At 62.7% G+C, this 22,330-nt stretch carries 21 protein-coding genes and 2 pseudogenes; 9 read left to right on the top strand and 14 right to left on the bottom strand.

What is annotated here, in order from left to right:
- Positions 1-160: 160 nt before the first annotated feature.
- From AAHA49_RS01295 to AAHA49_RS01265, 7 genes and pseudogenes are all read right to left on the bottom strand, one after another.
- Positions 161-460 carry a HigA family addiction module antitoxin gene (locus tag AAHA49_RS01295; RefSeq protein WP_339393707.1) on the bottom strand — a complete coding sequence of 100 codons (300 nt, stop codon included), beginning with the start codon at positions 458-460 and terminating at the stop codon, positions 161-163.
- Between the two features lie 9 nt (positions 461-469).
- On the bottom strand, positions 470-751 hold the full coding sequence (locus AAHA49_RS01290) for a type II toxin-antitoxin system RelE/ParE family toxin (protein WP_339393708.1): 282 nt from the start codon (positions 749-751) through the stop codon (positions 470-472).
- Positions 752-946: 195 nt separating this feature from the next.
- Positions 947-1,324: a zinc ribbon domain-containing protein YjdM gene (locus AAHA49_RS01285; protein ID WP_339393709.1), complete on the bottom strand. Its 378-nt coding sequence runs from the start codon at positions 1,322-1,324 to the stop codon at positions 947-949.
- A gap of 114 nt (positions 1,325-1,438) precedes the next feature.
- Positions 1,439-1,693, bottom strand: a pseudogene (locus AAHA49_RS01280) (HigA family addiction module antitoxin).
- A gap of 412 nt (positions 1,694-2,105) precedes the next feature.
- On the bottom strand, positions 2,106-2,360 hold the full coding sequence (locus tag AAHA49_RS01275) for a Txe/YoeB family addiction module toxin (protein ID WP_339393710.1): 255 nt from the start codon (positions 2,358-2,360) through the stop codon (positions 2,106-2,108).
- Positions 2,361-2,621: a type II toxin-antitoxin system Phd/YefM family antitoxin gene (locus AAHA49_RS01270; protein ID WP_339393711.1), complete on the bottom strand. Its 261-nt coding sequence runs from the start codon at positions 2,619-2,621 to the stop codon at positions 2,361-2,363.
- 274 nt (positions 2,622-2,895) lie between these two features.
- On the bottom strand, positions 2,896-3,360 hold the full coding sequence (locus AAHA49_RS01265) for a MarR family winged helix-turn-helix transcriptional regulator (RefSeq protein ID WP_339393712.1): 465 nt from the start codon (positions 3,358-3,360) through the stop codon (positions 2,896-2,898).
- A 15-nt stretch (positions 3,361-3,375) separates the two neighbouring features.
- On the opposite strand from AAHA49_RS01265, the gene AAHA49_RS01260 reads away from it, so the two are divergent.
- The 8 genes and pseudogenes from AAHA49_RS01260 (at position 3,376) to AAHA49_RS01230 (ending at position 10,902) form a co-directional block, all read left to right on the top strand.
- Positions 3,376-3,789, top strand: coding sequence for an SgcJ/EcaC family oxidoreductase (locus tag AAHA49_RS01260; RefSeq protein WP_339393713.1), 414 nt, complete (start codon positions 3,376-3,378; stop codon positions 3,787-3,789).
- A 638-nt stretch (positions 3,790-4,427) separates the two neighbouring features.
- Positions 4,428-4,733: a helix-turn-helix domain-containing protein gene (locus tag AAHA49_RS01255; protein ID WP_009374917.1), complete on the top strand. Its 306-nt coding sequence runs from the start codon at positions 4,428-4,430 to the stop codon at positions 4,731-4,733.
- Positions 4,730-7,813 carry a DNA-directed DNA polymerase gene (locus tag AAHA49_RS01250; protein WP_259801002.1) on the top strand — a complete coding sequence of 1,028 codons (3,084 nt, stop codon included), beginning with the start codon at positions 4,730-4,732 and terminating at the stop codon, positions 7,811-7,813. The genes AAHA49_RS01255 and AAHA49_RS01250 overlap by 4 nt, the downstream gene beginning before the upstream one ends.
- A 10-nt stretch (positions 7,814-7,823) precedes the next feature.
- The gene (locus tag AAHA49_RS01245) at positions 7,824-8,129 is read left to right on the top strand and encodes a DCL family protein (protein WP_094394865.1); all 306 of its coding nucleotides are present in this window, start codon (positions 7,824-7,826) and stop codon (positions 8,127-8,129) included.
- 17 nt (positions 8,130-8,146) lie between these two features.
- Positions 8,147-8,470, top strand: a complete 324-nt coding sequence (locus tag AAHA49_RS01240) for a hypothetical protein (protein ID WP_125106242.1) — start codon at positions 8,147-8,149, stop codon at positions 8,468-8,470.
- 95 nt (positions 8,471-8,565) lie between these two features.
- A complete protein-coding gene (locus tag AAHA49_RS01235; RefSeq protein WP_197931744.1) occupies positions 8,566-9,138 on the top strand; it encodes a plasmid mobilization protein in 573 nt (190 codons plus the stop codon).
- Positions 9,135-9,617: pseudogene (locus AAHA49_RS17825) on the top strand (relaxase/mobilization nuclease domain-containing protein); the annotation flags it as partial. The gene AAHA49_RS01235 and the pseudogene AAHA49_RS17825, both read left to right, overlap by 4 nt.
- 340 nt (positions 9,618-9,957) lie before the next feature.
- The gene (locus AAHA49_RS01230) at positions 9,958-10,902 is read left to right on the top strand and encodes a hypothetical protein (protein ID WP_197931743.1); all 945 of its coding nucleotides are present in this window, start codon (positions 9,958-9,960) and stop codon (positions 10,900-10,902) included.
- Positions 10,903-10,951: 49 nt separating this feature from the next.
- Here AAHA49_RS01230 and AAHA49_RS01225 read toward each other — a convergent pair whose 3' ends face one another.
- The 7 genes from AAHA49_RS01225 to ychF all read right to left on the bottom strand — a co-directional run bounded on the left by AAHA49_RS01225 (position 10,952) and on the right by ychF (position 21,028).
- Complete coding sequence (locus AAHA49_RS01225; RefSeq protein ID WP_232254073.1) at positions 10,952-11,158, bottom strand: hypothetical protein; 207 nt, start codon at positions 11,156-11,158, stop codon at positions 10,952-10,954.
- Positions 11,159-11,169: 11 nt separating this feature from the next.
- Positions 11,170-11,724: an antirestriction protein ArdA gene (locus AAHA49_RS01220; protein WP_197931741.1), complete on the bottom strand. Its 555-nt coding sequence runs from the start codon at positions 11,722-11,724 to the stop codon at positions 11,170-11,172.
- A 137-nt stretch (positions 11,725-11,861) separates the two neighbouring features.
- A complete protein-coding gene (locus AAHA49_RS01215) occupies positions 11,862-13,418 on the bottom strand; it encodes a recombinase family protein (protein ID WP_197931740.1) in 1,557 nt (518 codons plus the stop codon).
- Between the two features lie 100 nt (positions 13,419-13,518).
- Positions 13,519-16,671: a type I restriction endonuclease subunit R gene (locus AAHA49_RS01210; RefSeq protein ID WP_197931739.1), complete on the bottom strand. Its 3,153-nt coding sequence runs from the start codon at positions 16,669-16,671 to the stop codon at positions 13,519-13,521.
- Positions 16,672-16,681: 10 nt separating this feature from the next.
- Positions 16,682-17,902 carry a restriction endonuclease subunit S domain-containing protein gene (locus AAHA49_RS01205; RefSeq protein ID WP_197931738.1) on the bottom strand — a complete coding sequence of 407 codons (1,221 nt, stop codon included), beginning with the start codon at positions 17,900-17,902 and terminating at the stop codon, positions 16,682-16,684.
- The gene (locus AAHA49_RS01200) at positions 17,899-19,680 is read right to left on the bottom strand and encodes a type I restriction-modification system subunit M (RefSeq protein WP_197931737.1); all 1,782 of its coding nucleotides are present in this window, start codon (positions 19,678-19,680) and stop codon (positions 17,899-17,901) included. Before AAHA49_RS01200 ends, AAHA49_RS01205 begins: the two co-directional genes overlap by 4 nt.
- Before the next feature lie 244 nt (positions 19,681-19,924).
- Positions 19,925-21,028, bottom strand: coding sequence for a redox-regulated ATPase YchF (gene ychF, locus AAHA49_RS01195; RefSeq protein ID WP_342036905.1), 1,104 nt, complete (start codon positions 21,026-21,028; stop codon positions 19,925-19,927).
- A gap of 73 nt (positions 21,029-21,101) precedes the next feature.
- On the opposite strand from ychF, the gene AAHA49_RS01190 reads away from it, so the two are divergent.
- Positions 21,102-22,265 (top strand): DNA recombination protein RmuC, encoded by a 1,164-nt coding sequence (locus tag AAHA49_RS01190; RefSeq protein WP_193338762.1) that lies wholly within the window; start codon positions 21,102-21,104, stop codon positions 22,263-22,265.
- Positions 22,266-22,330 lie beyond the last annotated feature (65 nt).

Here is a 22,330-nt window from a genome sequence, read left to right as displayed (position 1 = left end):
CTCCGATCGGAGTCGTGTGGGCGCTCGTGTATTCGTTCGCCATCAGACGATCGGGCCGTGCTCGCGGGATACTCCGCAGTTGATGGGCTGAGATTCCTAGCCGAGTTCCTCATCATCAGGCGAGCCCGAACCCCGGTCATCGAGCCGATTCCCTACTCGGTCAGGCAATGCGCAGGGGAACGATCGACTCGACCTGATCAGACAGCCGATCCCGAGCAAGTTCCAGTTCATACTGAGTCTGCAGGTTGAGCCAGAACTGCGGTGACACTCCGAAGTAACGCCCCAGCCTCAACGCCGTATCGGCTGTGATCCCCCGTTTGCCGTGGACGATCTCGTTGATGCGCCGAGGTGGCACACCGATCGACACGGCGAGCTTGTTCTGCGTGATGCCGAACCCTTTGATGAAGTCCTCCATCAGGACCTCGCCCGGGTGGATCGGCGGATAGAGTTTTTCGGACATGGCCCCTCCTCAGTGGTAGTCGACGATCTCGACGTCTTCGGGTCCTGCATCGGTCCACCGGAAGCAGATTCGCCACTGATCGTTGACCCTGATGCTGTGCTGACCGACCCGATCGCCCTTGAGCGCCTCCAAACGGTTGCCGGGAGGTACCCGCAAAGCGTCGAGCGAGGGCGCAGCATCGAGAAGATGCAATTTCCGATTCGCCGTCCGGTGTATGCGCGGATCGAATCTCTTCGCCGACTCGCGACGCCAGATACGCTCGGTATCACGGTCGGCGAACGATCTGATCACAGAAGAATGATATAACGCACCGCGTCAATAACGCTAGGCGTTATGTCAATATTCCGCCGAGATTCGGAACGAAGCAGCTCACCGCGGAGCCAGGCCTGGGCAGTCGAGTGTACGTCGATACGCGATGTCGATCACGAACCGGACTGTGGTGCCGGCATTCCGGGCTCCCCGACTGGGGAGCTCCGCATCGAGGCGTCAGACCTTCTTGACGACCGAGGACTTCAGGTAGATCCGCCCGATACCGGGCACCGAGGCATCGATGTCGTGGCCGTTGACCGGTTCGTCGAGCAGACGGATGCTCTTGACCTTGGTGCCGACCTTGATGGTGCTTCCGCCGCTGCCTGCGACCTTGAGTCCCTTGACGACGGTGACAGCATCGCCATCGGCGAGCACATTGCCGACGGCATCGCGCATGACTCCGTCATCGGAGGCTGATTCGTCGCCCTCATCTGGGGACCATTCGTGCCCGCACATCGGGCACACGAGCAGCGCGCCCTGCTCGTAGGTGTACGCCTCGGAGCATTCCGGGCACGGAGGCAGAGCCGCCTCGTCGATCACACTGTCATCAGTCATTGAACTTCAACTCCACCTTGTTTCGTACCAGCAGGATTGTCATCGCGGGGGACGATCTCGACGGATGCCTCCATCTTCACCTGGATTACAGTACCTGGGTACGGGCGCCCTCGCTCACGCAACCTTCAACGGCGTGATCGTTGCATCCTTTTCGCGCAGCACACTGCGTTCCATTCGCAGCTCGCAAGCTCGACTGCAGGTTCATCCAGAACTCCTCGGACGTACCGAAGTATCGCGCCAGACGGATCGCGGTGTCGGCGGTGATGCCTCGCTTTCCGCGCACGATCTCGTTGATCCGCCAAGCGGAGCTCCGATCGACACGGAGCGCTCGTTCTGCGTAATGCCGTACCTCTCGATGAAGTCCTGCATCAGGAACTCTCCGGGAGTGATCGGCCCGATGCGTCGCTGGCCTCAAGCACGGACCTCGCCCGTCAGCACGTCGTCAATCGGCCTCGACCCGAGTGTCGCGACGAACGGCGACGGATCGGCCACATCCCACTCGTCGGCAGTCAATCCTGTCACATTCACGGGAACATCCAACTCCTCACCCGCGGCAGCAGCGATCGAGGCGAGCGCTCAGCGCGGCACGTTTCCGATCAAGAGCAGGTCGATATCGTTCAGGAAAGCACCACTTTGACCGGCACGGCGCGCGGGCCAGGATCCAAAGATCAGTAACTGGTCCGCACCGTCGACGCCGTCAAGAAGATCACGGAGCAAGGGAACGGGTCCGCAGGTCTCGAGGACACAGACCCCTGACTACGTCCAGGTGGGACACTCGCTCTCAGTAGTGGTAACGGGCCTGCAGGATCACGAGGTCGTCATCGACGGCGAGGTAGACGAGCCGGTGTTCGTCGGTGATGCGTCGCGACCATGAGCCCTGTGCTCCATACTTCAGCTGTTCGGGCTTTCCGATTCCGGAGAACGGATCGCGCAAGCAAGCATCAATGAGTGTGTTGATCCGCTTCAGGATCTTACGGTCAGCTGTCTGCCAGTGCTTGTAGTCCTCCCACGCGGACTCGTCCCAAACCAGACGCACTCAGGCTTCCTCATCAGCACGATCGAGGTCGTGGTGCTCGGTCTTCCCTGCGCGGGCACGTTCGTAGGCATCGAGCAGGCGGCGAGCGTTTGCCGGCGAGCGGAACAGGTATGCTGTCTCCTGCCACGCGGCGTACTCGTCAGCGGGCATGAGGACGGCGTTGCCCTTGCGAGAGACGATCTCGACGGCATCGCGATCCTCGTTCACTCGCTCAATGAGCGGGAACAAGGTCTTGCGTGCCTCACTTGCGCTGATAGACATCATGGCCCCTTCCACTGCGTCGACCGGTACAACTTCATGGTACCACTCAACCCCCTTGCGGGCGTGCAGCCGGACAAGCAAGGCACGCAGAGTCGCCGCGCATTCTCAGATCAACTCGCGGCCGAAGAGCGCGCCAGGGGTCCACGCGGACGTGCTTGCGCAGAAGTCAGACATCCGATCCTGGACCTCGACCGTCTCGACGGCAACGCGTTCGACGAACAACCATCCGCTCGCGACCTCAGGCAGCAGCGACGTCTATTCGGCGAAGTGGAAGTCAAGGCACGTCGCTGAGCGAGCGTGCTGACTGTGCGTAAGCACTGGTGGCGGCTGCCAAATACGCGGCGACGCCTGACAGCTGTTCGCTTGACATTGATGCCAGCGCGGCGGCAATCGGTTCTCGAACCCGGTCAAGCGTGCGCGCGAGCTCCCCCGGGAGGACTCCCGAGTGCTCGATGATCACTCGCCGCCGATCAGTGCTGTCCGCATGTCGGCGAGCGACCCCAGCCTCGACGAGCCGATCAGCAAGTCGCGACCCCGCAGCGAGTGACAGTCCGAGGCGCCGCGCGAGCTCACTGCTCGCCATCGGCCCATCAAGCTCCAGCAGGTTGCTGGCCTGGTAGTCAGTGCCGGAGAGTCCGACCGAGTCAGCCGCAGCTTGGTGGAACAGCGTCAGAGCCGCGAGGTACCGGCGATACAGCTCAGGATCAAGAGACCGCTCTTGTCGTTTACTTGCGTTCATGCAATCATTACTCCCATGCAAACAAATATAGCGCATGTGCTCGCCCAGATGGTCGAGGCATGGGACGACGGAGATGCCGAAAACTACGCGAGCTACTTCACTACCGATGCAACATATGTCACCTTCCTCGGATCGGTCAGCAAGGGCAGGAGCGCGATTGCCAGCGACCACGAACCGGTCCTAACTCGGTTCCAGAAGGGCAGTCGCATGCGAGTGCAAGTCACGAGCATCCGTTTCATCGGCGACGATGTTGCGATCATCCTGAGCGAGGGCGGAGTCAGCAAAGGACGAAACGTCCCGCTCAATAAGGTCCAGACTTTCGTCTTTGAACGTCAGGCCGATGACACCTGGCTCTGCGCCGCGTTCCAGAACAGCAAGAAGAACAAGCTGATGGGCTGGCTCACATCACGAAACGAGCGTCCCGCGTGACCGGGAGCGAGCAACACGCAATCCTCATCGTCCGAGCCGCCGGACGAACAGGAACCCATCTGGCAAACCACACGCTCACAAGCCCGGCACTCCTCGTGCTCACCAGCAGCAGATGTCCGGCCTCCCCGCGGCCATCCGAGCCCTGACCGGACAATCGCGAATATGGCGAGCCTACGCCTACCAATTCCGGCAAACCACGAGAATCGACAGGATTCGGCTGTGGTGAAAGGACGAAACTCGACCATCTAGCCGTCGACTAAAATCCCTGGTCAGAGCCGCTTTCTACACATTGAACCTGAACTCCACCACGTTATGGACAGAACTATCGTCACGAGCGCTCAAACTTGCGCGCGCTTGACAGGCCGGGTAGGATCGCGTCAAGTCCTTGATCACCGCGACCGCAAGGTGTTCGAGGAGGGATCACCCCACGTGGGCTGTGGTGAGCAGCGCATAGTCAGCACCGGGTAGCGCCGGGAACCACGTCGAGATTGAGATACAGACGACCCGGCAGGGAGTGACTTCTCCCGTAAGGCACGGAGGTCCCTCAGGGCCCAGTGGAGCATCGCGCACGGCGACCGGGAAAGTAGCCGGACAACTATTCCCCCGTCTCCGGACAGTTCAAGCTGTCTGGAGTTGTCATGGGGTACTCCCCGCCTCCCTCGTCCGACCTCACCCACTACCTCAACCTCACCGATGCCGTCGAACTTGGCTTCGGCGCGTATCAGACCCTTCGGCGATACATCGCCCAGGGCAAGCTTCCTGCGGTCAAGGTTGGAGGCCGCATCAAGGTTCTGCGGTCTGACCTTAATGCCCTCGCGGTCCCGAAGCGCCAGCCCACCTTCGAGGAGGTCGAGGCCGCCGCAGAACGTCTCGCCAGCTCCGCTCCCCCGCTGAGCGACGCCCAGGTCCGCCGCCTCAGCGCGATCTTCGGCGGTGCGGCATGAGCGCCGGGCTCGCGTGCACGAAAGACCTCTTCTTCACGCGCGACACCACTGAAACCCCTGGTAGAACGGCAATGGCGGCACCGCCGTATGGGGAGCAGCCCCATGACGCCGCCGCCGCCGATGCTCGCGACCCGGTCGATGCGGCGGGCTGGTCTCGGACAGTGGTGGCGGACTCGGCGACGTCGCGGAAGCACCCGGCCGAGTTCGAGGTCCTGACTCGTTCAATAGCACGCGGAGCGCGCGGCGCTGCCGGCTTCGGGCAGTACCCCTCGGTGGCCGCGATGTCCACGGATCAGGATTCCATCGTCATCGGCTTCGACACCGAGTTCGTGACTGTCGATCTGATGGATGCCGACCGCGTATGGGTCGGCGAGGACGAGCACATGGTGCGGAAGATTGTGTCCTATCAGTTCGCCGCGATTGACCCTCTCGATGATTCCCAGCTCCGGCTCTGCGTGGTCATCCCCCGGAGCTACAGGGGGCCGCGCGGCTCTCGTACGGCGCGACTGTCCTTCGAGAAGGGCCTTGAGATCGCAATCATGAGCCTGGGTCTTCATGAGCACAGGCTCGCAGTTGGGTGGACTGACAAGGGCGTCTCGGCGCAGTCTGCCATCGGTGACGACGGCAAGTCCCACCCCTCGGTGTGGTTCAAGCACAGTCCCGAGGGGACGCCCAGGGCGTTGCCGATCACTTTGGTCGCGCACTACCAGCACGCCGACCTGACTACTTTCGTCGACCGCCGGAAGGCGATCAACGTCTGGAACCAGGCGTATCCCGGTCGGTCGAAGACGCTGTCTGATCGTGCGGGTTGGGACGGTCGACGTGCCCGGTGGCTGGACGGTCGCGCCCCGGACATTCTCCGCACGGTGATCTCGGCCAGCGCGGGCATGGTGTCGACCAAGCCCGCCCGCATGGTGCTTTCCGGCGAGAACTGGCGGTGGAAGCTGCCGGTGGAAGTCTCGATCCGCGACACGATGGCGCAGAGCGGTGCTGAGCCGCTCAAGGCACTCGGTGCGGCGATCGGAGCGCCGAAGCTGGATGTTCCTAGTGACTGGATCACCCGGATGGACGAATACTTCGACGTGCATCCTGCGGAGTTCCTCGACTACGCGGCGAATGATGCCGTGATCGCTCTGGAATACGTGAGCCAGCTATACGGCGATCACCGTGCTGTCCCGTTGACCTTGCCCACTGCTGCGGCGAAGGCGGTGAAGGGCCTTATCCAGGACGAGCTGGGCGAGGGGCGCGACTTCAATACCGTCTTCGGCGGACTCCACAAGGTGACGAAGACCCGCGAGGGTGCTGCCGGTGTAGACGAGCAGCAGCTCGACTTCTACCGCGTCCGGGCGCTGGAGCCGATCGACGGTGCTGCGGCGACGTGGATCCATGCTGCGGCGATGAGCTTTAGAGGCGGGTACAACATGTCTGCCGAGCTTGGGCTGTTCGCGCGCGTGACCAGTGACTTCGATCTTCAGTCCTGCTACCCCACGTCCAGTTCGACGATTTGGGATGTCGACTACCAGCATCCCGATGGCGTGATTCTGAAGACGGTGAACAACGCCGACCTCACGCTGTCCGACTTCAAGAGCCCACTCACGCCGTTCCTCGGGTTCGTGAGCTTCGAGTTCCCGAGCACGGTCGCGTTCCCTTCGTTGCCGGTTCCGGTCGAGGGATCGATGGTCTATCCGCTCACAAGCGGTGGTGCTCGTGGGGTCTGGGCAACCGGTCCCGAGGTCTGGCTCGCCCTCACGCTTGGCGCGACTGTGACCTGTCAGATCGGCCACTTCGGACGGGTCCTCACCGATGAGCATGGTGAGCCCTCTCGGCTTCTCCGGGGTGCGTACAAGCAGCTCCTCGATGACCGTGCGCGGGCCAAGGCGGAGTTCGGTGCGAAGTCGTTCGAGCAGAACGTCCTGAAGCTGATGGCGAACTCTCCCTACGGCAAGCTGGCGCAGGGAGTTATGGGCCAGCGGGGCTGGGATGCCTGGGCGCAGGAACGTGATGCGGTCGGCGGGTCCGCGATCACCTCACCCTGGCACGCGTCCATGACTACCGGCCTCGTGCGCGCGGTTCTGCTTGCGACGCTGAACCAGCTTCACAACCTGGGCTACAGCACGCCGTCCTGCACTACGGACGGATTCATCACGGATGCCGATCTGGACGTGGTCGACAGCCTCGACCTTTTCGGGCTCGGTCCGATCTGGCGTGAGTCCCGGCTCGCGCTGACCGGTTCGCAGGGGATGTGGGAGCGCAAGCACCAGCAGACCGACCTGCTCAACATCACTACCCGGGCGAACTTCAGCCGACAGCCTGCCGGCGTCCTGGCACACGGTGGCTACAAGCTTCCAGACGGCATCGAGCAGGACAGCCAGGCCGACCGCGAGCTCATGTACGAGCTCATGGCGAGTCGTGAGGGCGCACTCCCGGTGACGATGAAGGTCTTTCCCTCGGTGCAGGAACTGACCCGCATCGACAACCGGCTGGACTTCGCGCCGCGCGTGGTCCACAAGGAGCAGACCATCGAGTTCGACCGAAAGCGCCGCCCCGTCCCCGATGGGATGTCGGTCGACGTCATCGACATCGACGGCGTCCAGCATGAGGTCGCCCATGTGCACACCGTGCCCTGGGATTCTCCCGAGCAGGCCACGTTGGGGCGTTCGGTCGACCAGGGCCTCAAGGAGTGGGACGACGGCCTCGGCGAACCCGTGTGGATTCGCTCCCCCGTTCGGCGGACTGTCGAGCAGTGGAAGGACTACTTTGCGCGGCTCGACGCTCTGCTCGATGAGGACGGTTCGATCGCCCATGCAGAGCAGCTGGAGCACATCGCCAAAGGCATCGTGATCGCCTTCCGCCAGGAGATCATCGACATCCCTTGGCTCCATCCGGGACAGCCTCTGGCAGACAGGCTCGATGCGTTCGAGGCATTCGGGCTGCCTCGCGTGAAGGAGCGGTTCTGGTCGCACGCCCGGTCGAAGGCCGAGCGCCAGATCGACATCGACCTGGAGGCGATCCGCCCCTACGTCAAGTGGATGCAGGCGATCGACCCCTTTGACGAGTCGGCTTCTGCTGGCGCTTCGTGAGGTGGTGACGATGAGCTACAGCCTCGGAGGACTTGCCTTCGCCACCAAGCAGAAAGTCGCCAACCACGCCAGTGCCGTGCTGAACCGAGCGGGGCTCGGGGAGGTCCTGCGCGGTTCCGATGAGTCGTTCGCCCGTGACCTCCTCGCCCACCATCCAGAGGCCGACCGCAAGCACGGCGCTGGCGTCTTCTGGATCACCGTCGCCCTCATCCCTGAGTGGGGCACGAGGAACTTTCTCGTCTTTCGGGAGGACGGGTCGATCGACAACTGGTCGATCAAGAAGTGCATCAACAACTTGCGACCGGAAGGTCACTGAACCGAAAGGCACTGACCATGAGCAACAAGACCACGACCAATCTCGACGCGCTGATCGAGCAGGAGCGCCGCCGTGCGTCCGAGCGCATCACCAAGCTCAAGCGTGCCGTCGCTGCCGAGCAGCGCCGCATCGACGAGAAGGTCATCGATCTGCTGCGCGACCAGAGCCCCGACCTCTACGACCGGCTCTCCGAGGAGGCGGCCGATGCCTTGGAGGCAGAGAAGGCGAAGAGGTCGAGGCGTGCGAAGAAGGCGGCATCGTCTTCGGGATCGGTGAACGACGGAACTGCCTCGCAGACGGTCGATCCCGAGCATGAGGAGGCGGCACAGTGGAACGGCTGACGACTCCGATCCGGGACTTGCGTCAGTGTCCCGGGACCCCCTCGCCCGCAGGGAGCGCAGCGACCGAGGACGAGGGCCAGCGGTTCTTGGAGGACATGAGCGTCAGCGAAATGTCCGACAAAAACCCTGCTGGCCGTCTTCCGTACGCCCCGGAGAGCGAGCCCGACTCCCCAAGCAGCGCTGGTCGGGCTCGTGCGGAGGGGTGTGCGGAAGACCCGGCCCTGGCAGCGGAGCAGCACCACGACCCCCAGGTGAACACCGGTCGTGGTGCTGCGCAGAGGGCAGGGTCGGCCGAGGCTCCGGTGGAGCCTCGGAACAGCCGTCGTCGGGAGGTCTCTCTCGACGTCCGGCTGACGGTGGCTGATCGCGATGCGATCCGCCGCCGTGCCCACGTGCTCAGCGTCAAGCCGAGCGCATGGGCTCGTGCCGTCATGCTCGACGCGCTGGACTCTAGGTCCTCGAAGGTCGATCAGCTGGAGAACAACGCGGGAGTGAAGGTGACTGCGCCTACGTCTCTTGCTCCGGCAGTAGAGCAGCTGCGTCGAGTTGGTGTGAACCTGAACCAGGCGCTCCGCAAGGGTGCTGTCGTCGATGACAGTCTCCTTCACGCGGTGATGGTTGCGGTGGACGAGGTGCGCGCCTCGCTCGGCGATCGGACACGGACATGAGCACCGTGAACGTCCGTCCCTCGACCAACGCTGCAGGAGCCGTTGGGTACATCCTCTACGGGCGTGACCCTGAGGTGCGAAAGGAGCTCATCAAGGTCGGATCGACGCGTGCAGCCGCGTATGCGATGTCCATGGTCGACGGCGGGACGACCCCGTCGGAGTTCATAGCGTGTGCCGAGGCGCACGCTGCTGCTCATGGTCGGACGAACCAGCTTCAGAGCTATGTGCTGGCGTTCCACCCCGACGAGTTCGACGTAACCTCCCAAGCCGACCTTGAGCGCATCCGGGACGTGGCCGTTGAACTCGCCGAACGCATGCACAGCGCTGACTACATTGTCGCGGTGCACGCTGACTCTGCCGGAGGCCATGGGCACGCGCACATCCTCGTCATCAACCACGACAACCTCACCGGTAAGAGCCTCCAGCGGTACACATCGTGGAAGCACGGACTGCGCCAGCTGAACGACGAGCTGATGGCAGACGAGGGCCTGCGGGTGCTCCCCGATCCCGCGGAACCGAAGCCCGACTGGGAGCTGCGGCGCGAGGACTTCGCGCCGGGCGGATTCGAGCAGGCCCTCGGGGACAAGATCTATGACGCACTGACCGACTCGCGCTCAACGAATCGCGAGGCGTTCGAGCACGTCCTCGCCGAGCGCGGGGTCAAGCTCGCGGTGACGAACCGCGACGGTTGGAGTTACAAGATGCGCCGGGATGACAACGGGAAGCTCGGACGGAAGAAGGCCTCGGCGCTGACACCCGAATTCACAGCCGGAGGTGCTCAAGAGATCTTCGACTATCACGCACAGAAGGGACAGGCTCATGGGAGCGCTGGACAGGATCAAGCAGGCCGACGAGCAGCAGAAGACTACGGAGCTCCTGGAGAACTTGATCTCACAGCACGACGCCAACATGCAGCAGATCGCGAAGCTGACGAACACCGTCGCCGACCTGACCGAGTACGTGAAGGTGATGGACGAGGAGCAGATGACGCGGCTGGATCGCCTGTCGACCTCGCGGCAGCTCGAGCTGCCCTCCACTCTGCCGCTCGACGCCGAGACGAAGAAGCGGCTGAACGAGATCGAGAAGACGCTGAGCGCCGTCGCGCAGCAGCTGAGCAGCAGCGAGGTCGTGAAGCTGCCCGACGGGTCCTCGGTCACCAGGGCGGACCTGGCCGCATACACGATGACACAGAAGATCAGCGAGGAGCTGAAGACGACGACTTCAGCCTCGGCTGACCTCGCCGAGGCCGTCCGTAAGCGCGGCCACGTCCGTATCGACACGGGCAAGCTCACCGAGCACGCTGTGAAGGTACTCGATGACCGACTTGCAGAGGCCGTCGAGGTTCCCGTCCAGAGGGTCGAGAAGACCGTCGAGGGGCTCGAAGAGCGGGTGGTCAGGCTCAGCTCCGAGAAGCTCGCCGAGCTTACCGGCCGCGCCCACGAAGTGGTCAGCGCCGTCGGGCGGGCCGAGCGGCGAGTCGAGCGACTCTCGGCGAGGGTCACCTGGGCGACGGTCGGTCGTATGTGCCTTGCCCTGGTCCCGTTCACCGTCGCGTTCATCATGCTCTCGGGGATGGTTGGCGGGATCACGCAGATGCTCGGCCTCGGACCGCTGCTCGGATGGGCCTGGGACTCGTTCGCCACCGCGAGTGCCTGGTGGGCGAAGGCACTCATTGCCCTCGCCGCCCTCGGCGGATGCGCTCTGTTCGCCTGGCTGCTCTGGTGGCTCGGAAAGAAGCTGTACGAGAGCTACCGCTGCTGGTAACCAACGGAAAGGGAGTGCCCCGTAGCCGAAGCTACGGGGCACTCTGAACTCAGTCGACGTCTGGGTCATCGCCGAACAATTCGGCATCGGTGTCGTGGTACCCGAGAAGGTCCCGCTGCTGGCGGATCAGCTCCACGGTTGTCTTGTGCAGGGCGAGGAGGTCATGGAGGTGAGCCTCCTCACCGCTCATCTCGGGGTTGCCGACCCACCAGCGAAACGACTCGGCGTGGCTGTAGGCGTTGGACTCAGCACTCATGATCGTTCCCTTCACAGGTCCCCGAAGACGTACACGGAGATCGCGTCGGCTCGGACAACCGTGTAGTCGTGTTCGAGGTCGCGTGTCCAGGCATCCCAGTTGAAGTAACGCAGAAGCTGTTCCGGGGCGTCCTGCGGGATGAGGCCGATCTCCTCGGCGAGGGTCTCGGCGTAGTCCCGGAAGCTGCCCCAGGTTCCGCAGAAGCGCTCTTCGAAGTCGGGAACAGACGGCAGGTCTCCGGTGCCTTCTGCGACATAACTGCCGGAGGCCGTCCAGGCGCGCAGAGCATCGCGCTGATGCTCGGGGACCGCGAGGAGGACGCGCGCCCACTCGGCGGCCTCCGACGGACTCATCTCGCCCGGGGCGGGGATGTTCTCGTGGTCCATGACCCACAGCTCCTCGCATCCAGGGCGCACGCGGTGAGCGCCGCTGTGGACGTCAGCAAGGGTGACTTCGTCGGCGGTCTCGGCAGCGAACCATTCGCCGACGAGACGAGCGTTGTTGTAGCAGGCGAGACAGCCGATCCAGGCGCGGGGCGTGGTGTCGGTGGTCGTTCGGGCGGTCATTGCGGGTCTCCTCCGTGGTTGAGGAGAGCGGCGGGCGCGACAGGCAGTCGTGCTCGGTGAATCGACGCGCTTACGCCACGTCGCCGCTCTCAAGAGGTCTCCCGGCCACGCTCCGCGTGGCTACCCAACCAGGTGGTCTACCTCCAGTTGACGACGACGGACTCGGTCCTGAACCCCTTGCGCCCGCGCGGCTGCGGGAGAAGCGTGATCGTGGCGAGTGCGTCGATGGTCTGACGCCGGAGGTCAAGTGACGCTTCCCGGAATGCGGAGGCAGGGTCATCGACGCCCAGGATCGGCGACAGCGCGCCTGCGCGGCCTTGCATGAGCTTTTCGGCTTCCAGCTCCTGGATCCGCGCTTCTGCGGCGTCCCGTACGCGCTTGAGGTCGCGGGCCTCGATGATCTCGGCGTCGTAGTCGGCCTCAGCGCGCAGAATGCGCGCCCGCTGGTCACTGATCGCCGAGTCGATGCCTGCCGCGTGCGGCCCGCCGTCCGGAGTCTCGACCATGACCCTCGCGTCCTTGCGCGCCAGACGCTTGGCGATGACCGTCATGACGAAATCGTCGATGGCCGCGCCCGAGCGGACGATGTGCCCTGCGCACTTGTAGCCGCGCGGTGCTCCGGTCACTTTCCTCCCGCACACCTCGCCGGTCTCCTCGTCGGCGTATCCGCACCGGTAGAGCCCGCTGCCAAGGTGCTTGCGCTTAGTCGAGCCGGATGTGTTCGTCACTCGCTCCGTATCGTCGAGGACTTGCTGAGCCTTCCACCACGTCTCGTCGTCGACGATCTGCTCCCACTGCCCCCGGATCGGCTCACCGGCGTCGTCGCGGAGGATCTGTGCCTTCCACATCCGGCGGCGCTTCCCGTCCGCCTGGGCGAACTTCGGCGTGTACGTGCTGAGGGCCGCGTAGCGCGGGTTCCGCAGGATGCCCAGCACGGTCGAGGGAGACCACGGACCATCCTCAACGATCGGTCGAGGTTCGAGGCCCTGCTGCTCGCGGGCGGCGGCGCGCTCGACACTCACGGTGTGCGTGTGCTTGGGAAGAGGCGAAAGGCCATCAATCTTCTCGGAGCCGCCGAGCGCCCGCGCGAGCGAACGCAGCGACTCGGGGTGCTCGATCCTGGTGAACAGGTCGTAGATCGCCCTCACGGCCTCTGCCTCGTGGGGAATCACCTCGCCGTCTACGGCGTAGCCGAGTGGGCGCATGCCCTTCGGAGCACGCCCCTGCATGGCGCGCTGACGCTGGGCGGCGGACTGGCGGGCGCTCTTGCGCTCCATCTCCGCGCGCGCCACGGCGGCCTTGATGCGTGCATACATACGTCCACCGTCGGTGGAGAGGTCGGCATCACCGTTGGCCGTGACGAGGGCGAGTCCGCGCAGCTCGGCAGCGTCGATCCAGTCCTCCAACTGCCGGGGCTGCCTGGTGAGCCTATCGAGGTCGTAGCAGATGATCGCGTCGAAACGTCCGAGCAGGTAGTCCGCAACCATGCGGTCGTAATCCGGACGGATCGCGGTTCGGTCGGTGGCACTCTTCGACTGGTCCACGTAGGTCTCGATGACGTCCCAGCGCCGGAACTGGGCGAGGTTCTCGCAGTCCTCGCGCTGGCGGTCGATGGCGAGTCCGTCCATCTCGCGGTCCTGGCTGATGCGAAGGTAGATGGCTGCGTGGCGGGGTGCGATGGATGGCTCGGTCATGAGTCGAGGATACAACTAGACGTAAGCCCCATTCAGACGCGAAGATGTCTCGCTCTTACATCTGCTCGAAGCATCGCGCCACTCCGCTGCGTAGTAGAGATCACGAATTATCGGCAGCTGGCTCTGCGCTGTCGTCGCGTCGCAGCCTCTTTTCCGTCTGATGCAGGAGTTCCCAGTAGACAAGGTCTGAGATCTCCTTAACAACCTGTCCTCTGCGGTGAGGGCTCTCAAAGAACTTCTCCAAGATGGTGTTCTGGGTGTCCTGGTGATCGAGCACCGCGTTGGTGACAGCCGTTTCCATCGTCTGGGACTCGCGGAACTGCTCCTTAGAGTTGGCGTTGACCTGATCCTTAATCGCTTCGTTCTGTACGAGGATCGTGACTACGCCCTGCACCCACGACTCCACTGAGCCGGGGTCGAAGTCCTCATCCTCGAACAGTGAGTTGATGTTGCCGAGGATCTCTTGCCACGCCACCATGTGCGGGTCGCGTGAACGTCCGCCGCCAACGCCCATCGGATTGAGCTTCTCTCCATCGCCGACGAGCGGAATAGCTCCTTCACTCTTTCGGGTCTGTTTGATGTGGGTTAGCTCGATGTTGTTGAAGTCCAGCTCCTCTGGGGTCTTGCGACCCGTGAGGCGGGGCCGCAGGAGGCGGAGGAACAGCGCGAGCTTCTCCAGGTCGGTGTCCTGGTAATCAACGATCTGCGACAGGAAGTCGTAGAGCCGCACGAACGAGCCGACGTCTTTGCGAAACAAGTCGAGCTCGTCGACTTCAGCCTTGGCTTTGTCGATCACTGCTGCGACGTAGCGGTCGTTGAACCTGTCGGCTGCCCGCTTCAGCGGTGCGGTGTGCTTCCCGTGATCCTTGTCGATGATGAACGCTCGCGCGAATTCGTCCACGTCGTCGCTGGTGTAAATCCCGACGGTCTCGATCTTTCGTGCGAGGTCATGTACGAGATCAGGGTCGGTAGTCTCTACGATCTCAGCAGTCCGGTAGTACGGCAGGAACGCTTCGAGGATCGTGTCGGCGTCGTTGACGAAGTCGAGAATGAACGTGGTGTCCTTACCTCGGGCGGGCAGGGTGCGGTTCAGGCGTGAGAGGGTTTGGACTGCTTCGATTCCATCGAGGCGCTTGTCCACGTACATCGCGCATAGCAGCGGCTGGTCGAACCCGGTCTGGTACTTGTTCGCCACGATCAACACCCGGAACTGGTCCCCGGCGAATGCCTGCGGGATGCCACGCCCGCGCAGGTCGGGGTTCGTGTTCGCTTCGGTGTAGGGCTCCTGCACGCCCGGCATGGTGTCCTCGATCTGCTCCGAGGTCAGGCTGCCGGAGAACGCCACCAGAGTGCCGAGCTCGTAGTCGTGCTTGTCGATGTAGGCGTCGATCGCCATTTTGTACTTTAGCGCGGCAGCACGGCTCGAGGTCACCACCATGGCCTTCGCGTGACCGTAGAGCAGGTGCGCGACATTCTCGCGGAAGTGCTCGACGATGATCTGCACCTTCTGGGCGATATTCGTCGGGTGCAGGCTCACCCACCGCATCAGACCCTTCTTCGCGGCGCCCTCATCCACCAGGTCATCCCCGTCCGCAGCGTCGCCGGTCTTGCGAGCGAGCTGGAAGGCGGTCTTGTAGGTGGTGTAATTACGCAGCACGTCTAGGATGAAGCCCTCCTCGATCGCCTGCTGCATCGTGTACACGTGGAACGGTGCCGGTTTCCCGTCCGCACCGGGGCGTCCGAACATCTCCAGCGTCTTGCCCTTCGGAGTCGCGGTAAACGCATAGAACGAGATGTTCTGTGCCGTAGCGCGGGCAGCCATCTCGGCAGCGAGCACGTCCTCGACGCTCACCTCGCCGCCATCCTCGAGCGCCTCGACCTCGGCCTGCGAGAGGACTTGGCGCAGTTTCTGGGCGCTCGTACCCGTCTGTGAGGAGTGGGCCTCGTCCGCGATCACCGCGAACTTCCGATCCGCGAGCCCACCCTGCTCTGCGAGGGCCTCCAAAACGAACGGGAACGTCTGCAACGTAACGATGATGATGAGCTTGCCGCTACTGAGCTCCTGAGCAAGAAGCGCCGATTTCGAGGAAGCCGATGCCTTACGGACCTCGTCAGCGTTGACCGTTCCCACAACGCCCTTGATGTCCTCAATCGACTTGATGGCTTTCTGCAACTGATCGTCAAGCACGGTCCGGTCGGTGACAACGATGACCGAATCGAACGTCTTCGAGTTATCGCTGTTGTGCAGATTCGCGAGACCGTGCGCGAGCCACGCAATCGAGTTCGTCTTCCCTGAGCCTGCCGAGTGTTGGATCAGATACTTCTTACCGGGACCCTCAGCCTGCGTGATGTCCAGCAGGCTGGTGACCGCCTCCCACTGGTGGAAGCGCGGGAAGATCATCTGCTGGCTACGCGAGCGAGCGCCGGTAATCGGATCGACCTTCTCGGTGATCTGCAGGTTGACGAAACGTTCCAGGATTTGCAGCCAGTTGTCACGCTGCAGCACCCGCTCCCACAGATACGACGTCGCAGCACCCTCAGGATTGACCGGATTTCCCGCACCCCCGTTGTTACCGAGGTTGAACGGCAGGAACACGGTGTTCGCACCATCGAGTTTCGTGGTCATATGAATCTCGTCCGTGGAGACCGCAAAATGAACCAGCGCACGGGCGCCGAACTTCAACAGCGGCTCACCCTTAGGCGGGCGATCCCTGCGGTACTGACGCACCGCATCATCAATCGACTGCGTGTTGTCCGTCTTCAACTCAGCCGTTGCAATCGGCAGACCGTTGACGAAAAACACCAAGTCGATGGAGTCCTGTGGGCGCTTCGCAGAGTGGTGCACCTGCCGGACCACGCGGAGTCGGTTCGCCTCGTAGTGTTCTTGAGCCCTGGGGTTCATTGAGGTCGCGGGCTTGAACGCGCACATCGAGAACTTCGCTGGAGTCCTCCTAAATCCTCCACGCAGCACCGCAAGCAGACCGCCTCCATGTTCGAGGGGCTGATCCAGTTCCTTCACCAGTCGCTCGAGCAGTAGCCGCTTAGCGAGCTCAGTCTCCACTTGGGATTCGGTGTCCGGCACGACGCGCGCCCACTGCTCAGGCTGCGTCGCCTGCAGCCAAGCAAACACATCCTCCGGGATCAGAGCCCGCTCTTGGTCGTATCCAGCGAACCCCTCCTCGTACAGCCAACCGTGTGCCGCGAGGTGCTCGCAGATCTCCGTCTCGAAACTCTTCTCGTGCTGAACACCCATGATCTTCTCCCTAAGCCTCGATCTGCCCCGTCACCGCAGCTGTAATCAACGCCGAACGCCGCTCCTGTAAAAGTCCAATTGCCCGCTCGATGGTGACCTTGGCATCAGCGAGCGCTGCTGCGCTTGCATCAAGTTCCGCAACAATCCCTTGCTGTTCTCTCCCGGCTGGTAGCGAAAGTGGGACCTGCCCGAAGGTCTGCCAATTTCGGAAGTCCACTGCTCGTTGACGGACGCTGGGTGCCTGAGTAGACAAAAATCCGCTATGCCCAAGGTAACGAAGTGAGTAGGCGATGAAGCGGAGATCATCATCCTCGTCACGGAGTCGACATACGTGATAGACGGGCGTGGACTGCCCATCGCTATCGGAGACGCCGACAGCACCGGCGAAGCCATCGAGGCCGTGGAACACGAGGTCGCCCGCTGCAATCCCTTGATACCCGGCCTCAGTCTCGGAGAACGTGAACCCTTCTTCACGACGGTTCGAGCGCAGCGTCACCTCACCATCACGAAACGCAGTAACGACGCCAGCCCCCGCAACCACTGGTCGGTCCATTTTCACAAGCAACCGCTTCAACGGGCGCGTCTTCACGGAAGTAAAGCCGGTGAAGGCAGCATGCCAGCGAGCCTCATTCCGAAGGTGGAGCAGGCCCAGGAGTTCGCGTTGTTTGGTTATGAGGTGGTCGATCTTCACCGTCTCCACATCAAGGAACCGAACAATCTGGTGTTGCTTCTCGAACGGCAAAAGCGGGAATGGAAGCTCTTTCAGCCCCTCCCATCCGAGGGATGCTCTGACTCCGTCCTCACCGAGGTTATTGAAGACTCGCCGAAAGTAGAGGTCCATGAAATACCAGTATGCGTAACGTGGAAGAACCTTCTCGGAAGGTTGAACTACGATGTATGCGGGACTTACGAGTCCTTCGTCGTCGGACAGGCCGACACGGCTCGTAGAGACGTTCTGGAGGTCAATGAGTTTGAACACAAGTTGACCCGGCTTCAGCAGCTGGTAGGAATCAAATGATTCCGGCTGCAGGCCGTCATTCGCCCCTCGCGATCTGGGAAGCACACCGTTCATGGTTAACGACAGGCGTTGGTATGCGTCAGCATCTCCTGCACCTGGGATTTCCCGGAACTTTTCAAACAGGTACCCCACCGGAAGGATCTCTAGCTCGGCGTCGGCTGATGGAGTTCCAAACCAAGCTGGGAGGGGTTCCCCTCGGAACTTCAACATCACTCCGTCACCTCGTTCAGTAGCTCAAGAATCTCGCGGGTGACCTGGTGGAGCTCTTTATCAATCTCCTCAAGCGGGCGTGGTGGCTGGTAGCGGTAGAAGTAGCGGGTGAAGGGGATCTCGTAACCTATCTTGGTTTTCTTCTCATCCACCCAGACGTCGGGTACATAGGGTTTGACCTCGGTATCGAAGTAGGCCTTGATGGTGTCCTTGCGACCCTCATCCGCGTGGGTATTGCCGTTATAGGTGAACGGGACCCGTTCGGTGTCGCGCAGGCTCGCGTCGGGCTGCTTCTTGCCTCGGGCGTTCGTGATGACCCCGCCGTCGTCGCCGCGTTGAGGGCGTTCCACGGTGATGCTCCAGTAGGCGAACTCTTCGATCGGGACGATCTTGCAGTGCTCGGTCTCGGCATAGTCGGCGTAGAGTCGCACGATCGTGGCGCGGTTGCCTTCGGTGAGTTCACGGCCCTTGTCGCCGAGCTTCTTGCGCATTTTGGCATAGAACTCGGTGCCGTCGATCAGCTGCACTTTGCCTTGGCGCTCTTCGGGCTTGTTGTTATCCACAATCCAGATGTAGGTGGCGATACCGGTGTTGTAGAACATGTCAGTCGGCAGCGCCACGATCGCGTCGATGAGGTCGTGCTCGAGGAGCCACTTGCGGATATTTGACGGGCCGGACTCTGCGCCTCCGTTGAACAGAGGGGAGCCGTTCATGACGATGCCGCCACGGCCACCACCCTTGATCTTGGGGCGCAGCTTGCTCACTACGTGTTGGAGAAACAGCATCTGTCCGTCGCTGACGGCGGGCACGTTCTGCTTAGGCTTGTCACCGCCAGCGTAGAAGCGGGATGCGTTGCCGAGCTCTTTAAGGTCGTCCATGACGGCGGATTGGCTGGCTTTCCAGTCGTCGCCGTACGGTGGGTTCGACATGCAGTAGTCAAACGTCTGGCCAGCCAACTTGTCGTCGGCGAGGGTGTCGCCGAGCTGGATATTGCTGGAGTCGTACCCCTTGATGAGCAGGTCGGACTTGCACACGGCGTAGGAGTGGTCGTTCCACTCCTGTCCATAGAGTCGCAGTTGCGCTTGCGGGTTCAGTCCGGGCTTGTCGGAGCCGCCGATCAGGTGCTCTTCTGCGATGGAGAGCATCCCACCTGTGCCGACCGTAGGGTCATAGATCGACCGGATAGTGCCCGGAGTGCTCAGCGCCTCGTCGTCACCTTCGAAGACAAGGTCCACAAGGAGGCGGATGGCATCACGTGGGGTGAAGTGCTCGCCGGGCGCCTCGTTGGAGGATTCGTTGAAGGTGCGGATGAGGTATTCGTAGAGGTCACCCATCTCGGCGTTGGTGACCGTCTTGGGGTGCAAGTCGATGTTGGCGAAGCGTTCCACAACGATGTACAGAATGTTCTTTTCGGCCATCGTGCTGATCTCGTCGGCAAGCTTGAAACGCTCGAAGACGTCCATGTTGTCGGAGAACCCATTGACGTACTGTTTCAGGTTTGCTTCGAGCCCTTTCGAATCCCCGAGCAGGGACTTCAGTGTCCAGGGACTGGTGTTGTAGAAGGGCAGGCCGGTAGCGCGCCGGACCTGCGCGGACAGCAGTTCAGGATTGTTCCCGAAGCGCTCCACCAACGGTCCGATGATTGCTTGGTGTTCTGCGAGAACGCAGTCGAGACGGCGCAGGATCGTCATGGGCAGGACGACGTTGCCGTACTGGCTGGCCTTGTACGGACCTCGCAACACATCGGCGGTGCCCCAGATAAATGCCCCAAGTTGACTCATCCGTTTTTCTTCTTTCAGTCCACTAGCGTGTATGACGTCGACGATGTCACGACCTGGCAATCAAGCGGATCGCGTTCAGCGCACAAGGCTGGCGAGCTCAACCAACCTGCAGTTGGCCTCCTGTTCGCCCTCGATGCCTTCGATATCGCCGCGGCAACGGGCTCATCAACGACGTCGTAGTCGTCGAACGAGTAGCACCGTGCCTAACCGAGCCTCTGGCAACTCGCTCATTCACCATGACGGTCTACTTCTTGCTCGGAGACGGAAGTCCTGTCCTGAACTCCACGACGTCCCCGTCGACCATGACGTAGTCCTTGCCTTCCATCCGGACCTTGCCGGCGGACTTCGCGGCAGCCATCGACCCGTTCGCGTCGAGGTCGTCGAAGGACACGACCTCGGCCTTGATGAAGCCCTTCTGGAAGTCGGTGTGGATGACTCCGGCCGCCTCGGGGGCGGTGGCGCCCTTCGGGATCGTCCACGCCCGCGCTTCCTTCGGTCCCGCGGTCAGGTAGGTCTGCAGGCCCAGCGTGTCGAAGCCGACCCGGGCGAGCTGGTCGAGACCGCTTTCCTCCTGGCCGGTGGATTCGAGCATCTCCCGTGCCTCATCCTCGTCGAGCTCGGCAAGCTCTGCTTCGAACTTCGCATCGAGGAAGATCGCCTCGACGGGTGCGACGAGCGCACGCATCTCGTCCTTCTTCGCCTCATCGCCGAGCACCTCGTCATCGACGTTGAAGACGTAGAGGAACGGCTTCGTCGTCATCAGCTGCAGCTCGCGCAGCGCCGAGACGTCGAACTTATCCGCCTGCATCGCCTGGTAGAGCGTCCGGCCGCCCTCGAGGATCTCCGTGGCGGCGTCCATCGCGGTGAGCAGCTCGGCGGGTGCCCGCTTGCCCTTGACGTCCTTCTCGATGCGCGGCCGCGCCTTCTCCAGCGTCTGCAGGTCGGCGAGGATGAGCTCGGTGTTGATCGTGTCGATGTCATCGGCGGGACTGATCTTGCCGTCGACATGGACGACATCCTCATCGACGAAACCACGGATGACCTGGCAGATCGCATCGGCTTCACGGATGTTCGCGAGGAACTGGTTGCCCAGACCCTCACCTTCCGAAGCACCGCGGACGATGCCGGCGATGTCGACGAAGTCGACGGTGGCGTTGAGAATCCGCTCCGAGGAGTAGATCTCCGCCAGCCGAGTCAGCCGCGCATCCGGCAGGGGCACGACGCCCACATTCGGCTCGATCGTCGCGAACGGGTAGTTCGCCGCGAGAACCTGGTTCTTGGTCAGTGCATTAAACATGGTCGACTTGCCGACATTGGGCAGTCCCACGATTCCGATTGTCAGTGCCACGGTAGCCAAGTCTATCCCGGCGCCGAGGCGGTCCCCGAATCCTCGTGTCAGTGCCCTCTGTCACGCTGAGACCATGAACGCATTCCCCGCCGCCGGCGTCATCGCCGCCTTCTTCCTGGCGATCGTCCTCGCAGCCGTCCTCGGCTTCCTCCTCGGTCGCGCCATCACCCGCTCCCGATACGTCGAACGCCTGACCCGCGCTGAGACGACCTCGAAGATCCTCACCGACCGCACCGAGGATCTCGAAGCCGACGCGCAGATGGCCGGGGAGCTCACTGCCGCCATCGGTCCGCTCGCCGCGAGCGTCAAACACCTCCATGAGAGCGTGCAGACCCAGGACCGGGCGCAGCTCGAACAGATCACCCGCCTCAACGCCCAGATCTCCCACTTAAGCCAGCAGAACCTCCGCCTGCAGGAATCGACGGGATCACTGGCGAACGCCCTGAACTCGACGACGAAACGCGGAGACTGGGGAGAAGTGCAGCTGCGCCGCATCGTCGAATACGCAGGCCTCCTCCCCCACGTCGACTTCGACACCCAGGTCAGCGCCGACAAGGATGGACAGCGGCACCGACCCGACATGATCGTCCACCTGCCCGGCGGCGGCACGATCGTCATCGACGCGAAGACCCCGCTCTCAGCCCGGATGGACGAGGACACCGAGATCGACGGCAACCATGCGCGGGCCCTGCTGCGCCACGTCGACTCCCTCGCATCGAAGGAGTACTGGAAGGCCTTCGACACGGCACCGGACTTCGTCGTCTGCTTCGTCCCCACCGACGGGCTGCTCTCCGCCGCTGCGGCAACGTACCCGAAGATGATCGACCACGCCCTGGGCAAGAACGTCGTCCTCGCCTCCCCCGCGACACTGCTCGTGCTGCTCAAGACCGTCGCCCTCAACTGGCGTCAGGCCGATATGAGCACCTCGGCGGCGGACGTCCTCCGGCTCGGGACAGAACTCTACGAGCGCGTCGGCACCCTTGTGTCCCATGTGTCGAAGATGGGGTCGAGCCTCGACCGCTCGGTGGAGGACTACAACCGGTTCGTCTCGTCGTTCGAGTCGCGATTCCTCGTCACTGCGCGGAAGTTCCCGTCGACGGGAATCGTCGTCGACGAACTCGACACGGTGGCCGAACTCGATGCGCACAGTCGAGGGATCAGCGCCGCTGAACTCTCACGGCCGCGCTTCGGCGATGATGCGACCGAGCTGAGGAGGCCGCGTACCGGCACACAATGACCTCGCGCACACGCACCGGATGACAAGGCGTACCGGCACGCAGTGATCGGGCGCACCGGCGCCGA

Source organism: Brevibacterium ammoniilyticum, from assembly GCF_038429965.1.
GTDB lineage: Bacteria > Actinomycetota > Actinomycetes > Actinomycetales > Brevibacteriaceae > Brevibacterium > Brevibacterium ammoniilyticum.
Note: the sequence above shows the minus strand (reverse complement) of the source record. Positions and strands in the feature narration are given on the sequence as shown.